General features: G+C 71.9%; 5 protein-coding genes and 1 pseudogene. 3 read left to right on the top strand and 3 right to left on the bottom strand.

All coding sequences use genetic code 11. From position 1 onward, the window contains the following. Window positions 1-172: 172 nt before the first annotated feature. Window positions 173-838: an alpha/beta hydrolase gene (locus tag ACTHNQ_RS10035; protein WP_440333237.1), complete on the bottom strand. Its 666-nt coding sequence runs from the start codon at window positions 836-838 to the stop codon at window positions 173-175. Window positions 839-913: 75 nt separating this feature from the next. On the opposite strand from ACTHNQ_RS10035, the gene ACTHNQ_RS10030 reads away from it, so the two are divergent. The 3 genes from ACTHNQ_RS10030 to ACTHNQ_RS10020 all read left to right on the top strand — a co-directional run bounded on the left by ACTHNQ_RS10030 (window position 914) and on the right by ACTHNQ_RS10020 (window position 5,439). After that, entirely contained in the window at window positions 914-1,501 is a 588-nt protein-coding gene (locus ACTHNQ_RS10030) for an NUDIX hydrolase family protein (protein ID WP_018171381.1), read from the top strand. 52 nt (window positions 1,502-1,553) lie between these two features. Then, entirely contained in the window at window positions 1,554-3,467 is a 1,914-nt protein-coding gene (locus ACTHNQ_RS10025) for a M3 family metallopeptidase (RefSeq protein WP_440333236.1), read from the top strand. 241 nt (window positions 3,468-3,708) lie between these two features. Further along, window positions 3,709-5,439, top strand: coding sequence for a hypothetical protein (locus ACTHNQ_RS10020; protein ID WP_440333235.1), 1,731 nt, complete (start codon window positions 3,709-3,711; stop codon window positions 5,437-5,439). A gap of 118 nt (window positions 5,440-5,557) precedes the next feature. On the opposite strand, the gene ACTHNQ_RS10015 is transcribed toward ACTHNQ_RS10020, so the two are convergent. Next, the gene (locus tag ACTHNQ_RS10015) at window positions 5,558-6,628 is read right to left on the bottom strand and encodes a threonine aldolase family protein (RefSeq protein WP_440333234.1); all 1,071 of its coding nucleotides are present in this window, start codon (window positions 6,626-6,628) and stop codon (window positions 5,558-5,560) included. A 100-nt stretch (window positions 6,629-6,728) separates the two neighbouring features. Then, window positions 6,729-7,013 (bottom strand): annotated as a pseudogene (locus ACTHNQ_RS10010) (alcohol dehydrogenase); the annotation flags it as partial.

Below are 7,013 nucleotides of genomic sequence, written 5' to 3'. Positions count from 1 at the left end.
GATCGACGGGCCAGCGCGAAATCTTCAAGCGCTGGTGCGTCGAGGAACGACGGATCAGCGCGATTACAGCGCGGTCGCGTCGACGTTCTTCAATGGATTTCCTCACCGAGGGGACAAGGCCGTCGGCAACGATAGCGGACGCGGCTGGATGCCGCCAGTGAGAGGTTCCGGGTCAGTCGGCCGCGGAGAGCTCGTCGAGCCGCTTGTCGAGGAACGTGCGCACGTCGGCGAGCTCCGCCTCCGAGACGCTGTGGGTGAGGCCCTGGTAGACGCGGCCGCTGAGGTCGACGCGCTCCGGAAGCCACTGTGTCGTGTGCTCCACGAGGAACCCCGGGATCACGTCGTCGTTCGTTCCCCGCCCCCAGAAGATCGGGGGTCGCCGCTCGGCGAGCTCGGCATCCAGCGGCAGCTCGCCCGGCGTGACGTACCCCGACAGGTTGACGGCGAACGCGAACCGCGTCGGGGCGAGTCGCATCGCCTGCAGCGAGACCGCACCGCCCTGCGAGAACCCGAGGAGGCCGACGGATGCCGCAGCCGCCGCGTGGGCGTCGGCCCAGGCGATCACGGCCTCGGCGGCACGGGTGACGTGCGACGGGTCTCGTCCGTCGAGCCCGTCGATCGGGTACCAGGAGCGCCCGGGAGCGGGCCACGGCGGCACCAGCGGTGCGGCCAGGCTCGCGACGGCGAACTGCTCGGGCAGGTAGGCGCGCAGCGGGTAGAGGTCGTGCTCGTCGGCGCCGTAGCCGTGGAGCAGGAGCAGCAGATGCCGCCCCGCGAGGGCGTCCCGATCGGCCGACCACAGGACGGCGTCGGCGTCGAGCACGAGCGCTTCCGTCATGCCGACATCCTCCCATCCGCGCGCCCACGGCGTCGGCGATCGGCGAAGGAGGCCTGCGCGGGGTATACAGGAGGCATGTCCGTGCGCACTCCCGACCCCGAACCTGCGGGCGACGAGCCGTTCGGCCCGCCTGCCGGCAACATCTCCAACCCCGCGTGGCTGAGCGACATCGAGCTCGAAGAGGCTCGTCGCCGGCTGCCGATGCTCTACGTCGAGGGCGTTCCGGTGCGCACCGACGGCATGGGGCAGGTGACATCGGTGGGGCTGCTGCTGCGCGCCTCGCCCCTCGGCGAGATCAGCCGCACGATCGTGTCGGGCAGGGTGCGCTACGGCGAGACCGTGCGGGATGCGCTCTTCCGGCATCTGGAGAACGACCTGGGACCGATGGCGTTCCCGCTGCTCCCGCCGCAGCCGACGCCTTTCACGGTCGCCGAGTACTTTCCGCTCCCCGGGGTGAGCGCCTATCACGACGACCGTCAGCACGCGGTGTCGCTGGCGTTCGTGGTGCCGGTGACGGGCACCTGCGAGCCTCGCCAGGACGCCCTCGAGGTCACGTGGCTGACCCCCGAGGAGGCATCCTCCGACGCGCTCGCCGCCGAGATGGAGGGCGGCCGCGGCACGCTCGTGCGCCTCGCCCTGGCCAGCGTCGGCGCGTTGCGCTGAACACCCGCCCGATCTCTCGCGCGGCGCCGGGGCGGGCCCCTAGGCTCGCAGGGTGACCCCCGAACCCCTTCCCTTCCCCGCCGACGCCGCCGGGTGGGCGGCTTTCGTCTCCGACCGACCTGCGGCCCGCATCGCGTTCGTGCGGGAGGTCGATGAGCGCCTGCGGAGCGAGGCCGGCCTCGACGCCGCCGAGCGCCTGGACCTCTGGAATGACGCCGACATCGCCCTGAGCGAGGCCATGAACGAGGCGTACATCGTGAGCGAGGCGCACCCTGACGCCGATGTGCGCGAGATCGCCGAGCAGCAGGTGCAGGCGGTGGAGTCCCTGTCGTCCGCGCGCCTGCTCGACCGGGAGCTCTGGCGGGGGTTCGCGGATGCCCCGGGGGAGCGCCTCGACGACGACCAGGCGCGGCTGCTCCACCATGTGCTCCGCGACTTCCGCCGCGGGGGAGTGGAACTGTCGGATGCCGACCGGGAGCGCGTGCGGCAGCTCGCCGACCGCGACACCGAGCTGTCGCTGACCTTCTCGCGCAACATCCGCGACGGGCGACGGCAGATCAGGGTGCCGGCCGCGGGCCTCGCCGGCCTGCCGCAGGACTTCGTGGACGCGCACCCGGCCGACGACGAGGGCATGGTCACCCTGTCGACCGACTACCCCGATCTCATGCCCGTCCGGGAGTACGCCACCGACCGGGCCACCCGCCTCGCGCTCGTCGGCGCCTACAACGACCTCGCGTGGCCCGAGAACGACGCCGTGCTGGCCGAACTGCTCGAGGTGCGCGCCGAGCGCGCACGCCTGCTCGGCTACGCGGACTGGGCCGACTACGAGACCGAGACGCGCATGATCGGTTCGGGTGGCGCGATCCCCGCGTTCCTGGAGCGGCTGGATGCGGCATCCCTCCCCGCCGCCGAAGCGGAGTACCCGGTGCTGCTGGAGCGACTGCGGCGCGACGTGCCCGAGGCCGACGAGGTCACCATCGCCGACTTCTGGTACCTGCTCGGGGCGATCAAGCGCGAGCAGTACGACGTCGACGCGCAGCTCGTGCGCTCGTACCTGCCGTTCGAACAGGTCGCCGCCGGGGTGCTCGACGTGACCGGGCGGCTGTTCGACGTCGAGTACGTTCCGGTCGACTCCCCCGCGTGGCACGACGACGTGCGCAGCTACGACCTCGTGCGCGGCGCAGACCGCCTCGGGCGCATCCACCTCGACCTGCACCCGCGCGAAGGCAAGTTCAGCCACGCGGCGTGCTTCCCGATCGCTCCCGGGGTCGCCGGCCGCGTGCTCCCCGAGGCCGCCCTGCTGTGCAACTTCTCGCGCGGCCTGCTGGAGCACGACGAGGTGGTGACGTTCTTCCACGAGTTCGGGCATCTGGTGCACGACATCCTGGGCGGCCGCCAGCGCTTCGCCCGGTTCAGCGGCGTCGCGACCGAGTGGGACTTCGTCGAGGCGCCCAGTCAGCTGCTCGAGGAGTGGGCATGGGATGCCGGCGTCCTCGCCTCGTTCGCGGTCGACGCCGACGGCCAGCCGATCCCGGCCGAGCTCGTGGCACGCATGCGCACCGCGGACGGGTTCGGCCGCGGGCTGGAGGTGCGTCGACAGCTCGGGCACGCGAACGTGTCGTACCGCCTGCACGTCGACCGGCCGGCGGATCTGCAGGCCGAGACCGAGCGTCTCTACGCGTCGACGAGCCCCGTCCAGCCGCTGCGCGGCGTCCACCCCTACGCGGGGTTCGGCCACCTCACCGGCTATGGCGCGTGCTACTACACGTACCAGTGGAGCCTCGTGATCGCGCGGGATCTGCTGAGCGGATTCAGCGCCGGACTCATGGATGCCGACGCCGCGCTGCGCTACCGCACGGAGGTGCTCGAGCGCGGCGGGTCCCGCGACGCGAGCGACCTCGTCGAGGCGTTCCTCGGGCGTCCGACGACGTTCGACGCGTACCGGGATTGGCTCGCCGGAGACTGACCCGAACTCCCGTTTCGCAGACACAGCCCGGCGGGGTAAGGTTCAGCTACCCGATGCGCAGTCACCCCTGCCGGCACAACCCCCCGGTGTCGTCGAGGGCGAGGCGGTCTTCGCTGCTCGCGTGCCGGCGCCCCGGTCGCCGGCACGCCGAGTGGGCGGTGGCCGCATCCCTTCCGCCGAACGCTCGCCGACGCCGCGAAACCCCTCTCACAGCGATCAGCAAAGAAGCGGAAGGCACCAGATGTCCGACAACGCAGCAGGCCTCCAGAGCCCCGGCTCCGAAGACCCGTCCCCGTTCGACAACCTCCTCAGCGAACCTGCGACGACAGCCTTCGGCTCAGGCTTCACCACCACGTTCCGCGGCTACGACAAGGATGAGGTGGATGCCGCGATCGCTGGGCTCGACGCCCGCGTGCGCGCCGCGTCCGACGAGGTCGCACAGCTGAAGCAGCACCAGCGTCGTGCCGGTGCTGCCGTCGCCCAGAGCCGCGCGAAGGCAGAGCGCCTGGAAGCCGAGCTGCAGGCGGCCACCGAGCGGCGCCAGGCCGAGGTCGACGCGGCGATCGCCGCGCGTCAGGCCGAGATCGACGCGAGCATCGCCGCTCGCGAAGCCGAGATCGAGCGGCTCAAGGCGGAGCTCGACGAGGCCGACGCCCGCCATCAGGAGGCGCTGAAGCAGGCGGCCGACCAGGCCGCGGCGGCGCGCGCCGAAGAGGGCGACGAGACCGAGCGTCTGCGGGCCGAGCTGGAGGTCGCGAACACCCGGCTGAGCGACGCCGAGCAGCGCGTGCAGGCTCTCACCGACGAGCTCGTCGGCGCCACGACCGAGTCCCCGAACCGTCAGAAGTTCGAAGAGGTGCTGCGCGTCGCCGAGGACCAGGCGAGCCTGCTCATCCGCAACGCCAGCGTGCAGGGCGACCGCCTGCTCGAGGCCGCACGCGAAGAGATCGCCAACCGGCGCACGACGGCGGTCGCCGAGGCCGAGGCCATCGTGTCGCAGGCGCAGCACGAGGCCCAGCAGGTGCGGCTGAAGATCGACACCGAGCTGACCGCTCACGAGGCGCGCATCGAGCGCGAGACCGCCCATGCCGCCGAGAAGGTGTCGCAGGCGGAGCGCGAGGCGGCCGCCATCCGCTCCGAGGCCGAGAAGGGTGCGGCGATGCTGCGCTCGACCGTGGCCCGCGAGACGGCCCGCGACCGCGCCGAGGCGGAGGAGGCGGTGCGCGAGCTGCGGCTGCGCGCGCTCGAGTTCGAGGCATCGCTCACCCGTCGCCAGGACGACGCGCACCAGGAGTTCCTGGTGCTGCACAACCAGGCCGTCGCCCACGCCGAGCGCATCACGCAGGACGCCAACGAGCAGGTCGCGGCGTCGCTCGACCACGCTCAGCGCGTGTCGGCGAAGGCGGAGGACTTCGAGCGCCTCATGCGCGCCCAGTCGCAGCAGATCGAGGCCGACGCGCAGCTGCGCGCCCGTGAGCACCTCGAGCAGGCGCACCTCAAGGCCGAGCGCATCATGTCGCTCGTGACCACCCACTCCGACTCCGTACTGCGCGACGCCGAGGACCGCACGCGCCAGCTGCGCTGGCAGCAGCACCAGCTCATGAGCTTCATGGCCGAGGTCAAGGAGCTCATCCGCCCCGAGGGCGGGCGCCCGGCCGCGGCGGCGAGCGAGAGCGCCACTGACGCGGATGCCGCAGCCCGACTGGACGAGGGCGCCGAGGCCGCGGAGCCCGAGACCGCGGGGCCTGAGGCCGTCGAGACCGCGCGCGAGGAAGAGACCGCTGACGTCCGGACCGAGGACGAGGCTGCGCCTTACGACGAGGCCGCAGACGAGGACCGGGGCGAGGACGAGGCCGAGGTGGCGGACGACGCCGCGGCAGCGGCAGAGGACGAGGCCGACGAGGCCCAGCCCGAGGCGGAGGACACCGAGACCGCCGATCAGTCTGAGGCGGCCGACTCCGAGGAACGCTGACCGGCTCGTCGAACGAAGGGCGCCTCGGCGCCGGAACACGAAACGCCTGGACCTTGCGAAAGGTCTAGGCGTTTCGTGTCGCCGGTCGCGCGCGGGCCGGCCCCGCACCGGCGCGAGTTCAGGCCGCGGTCGTCTCGCGGGCGATCGCGGCGAGGAATGCGTCGATGTCGTTCTCGGACGTGTCGAACGAGCACATCCAGCGGACCTCGTTCTTCGCGGCATCCCAGGCGTAGAAGCGGAACGACGACCGCAGGCGGTCGGCGACTCCGTCGGGGAGGGTGGCGAACACGCCGTTCGCCTGGGTCGGCTGCGTGAACGCGACGCCGCGGATCGAACCGTCGGTGAGGCCCGCCTCGATCCCCGACCGCAGGCGCTGCGCCATGGCGTTGGAGTGCGACGCGTTGCGCAGCCACAGGTCGCCCTCCAGCAGGGCGAGGAGCTGTGCGGACACGAAGCGCATCTTGGAGGCGAGCTGCATGTCGAGCTTGCGCAGGAACTTCAGGCCGGTCGACGCCTCGAGGTTCAGCACGACGACGGCCTCTCCGAGCATCGCGCCGTTCTTGGTGCCGCCGAAGCTCAGCACATCGACGCCGGCGTCGCGCGTGAACTCGCGGAACGGCACGCCGAGGGATGCCGCGGCGTTCGAGATCCGCGAGCCGTCCATGTGGACGTGCATGCCCAGGCTGTGCGCGTGGTCGGCGATCGTCTTGATCTCGCCGGGCGTGTAGAGCGTGCCCAGCTCGGTCGACTGCGTGATCGAGACGACCAGCGGCTGCGCGCGGTGCTCGTCGCCCCAGCCCCAGGCCTCGCGGTCGATGAGCTCGGGGGTGAGCTTGCCGTCGTCGGTGGGCACGGTGAGCAGCTTGATGCCCGCGACGCGTTCGGGTGCTCCGCCCTCGTCGACGTTGATGTGGGCGGTGCCGGCCGAGACCACGGCGCCCCAGCGCGGGAGCATCGACTGCAGTCCGACGACGTTCGCGCCGGTGCCGTTGAACACGGGATACGCCTCGACGCCCTCGCCGAAGTGACGGGCCATGACGTCCTGCAGACGCTCGGTGTACACGTCGTCGCCGTAGGCGACCTGGTGCCCGTCGTTGGCGGCGGCGATGGCCGCGAGCACCTCGGGGTGGATGCCGGAGTAGTTGTCGCTGGCGAAGCCGCGCAGGTTCGGGTCGTGGATGGTGGTCACGAGGGTCCAATCTAGTTCGGTCGGCGCGACGCGCACTCCTCAGGAACGGCGCCCGGGCGGGGGCCCGAGATCCTCGGCGGGCGCCTGAAGGGTCGACGGGTTAGGGCGCCGTCAGATCGATGATCTGGTCGTTGACATCGGTGGCGGGCAGGTCCCACAGGTCGACGTACGCGCGGGCGAGCGCGTCCTCGAGGCCGGCGAGCGCCTTCACGCGGAAGATCGTGGATGCCGTCGTCAGGGGTCGTCCGGCATCCCGGGCGTCCTTGGCGAAGCCCTGCGCGACCGCGCGCGTCCAGGCCTCGGTCGCGGCCTTGACGGCGGCGTAGTTGGCGCCGCCGGCGAGCGGGCGGGCGACGGCGGTCGATGAGACGACGGCCAGGCGGGC

This window comes from Microbacterium sp., from assembly GCF_051953575.1.
GTDB lineage: Bacteria > Actinomycetota > Actinomycetes > Actinomycetales > Microbacteriaceae > Microbacterium.
The sequence above is the reverse complement of the archived record's forward strand: the minus strand, read 5'-3'. Positions and strand labels throughout refer to the sequence as shown.

Excerpts from the sequence above, each read along its gene's own strand:
- ACTHNQ_RS10035 (WP_440333237.1), bottom strand. The coding sequence starts at position 838 with ATGACGGAAGCGCTCGTGCTCGACGCCGACGCCGTCCTGTGGTCGGCC.
- ACTHNQ_RS10030 (WP_018171381.1), top strand. The coding sequence starts at position 914 with ATGTCCGTGCGCACTCCCGACCCCGAACCTGCGGGCGACGAGCCGTTC.
- ACTHNQ_RS10020 (WP_440333235.1), top strand. The coding sequence starts at position 3,709 with ATGTCCGACAACGCAGCAGGCCTCCAGAGCCCCGGCTCCGAAGACCCG.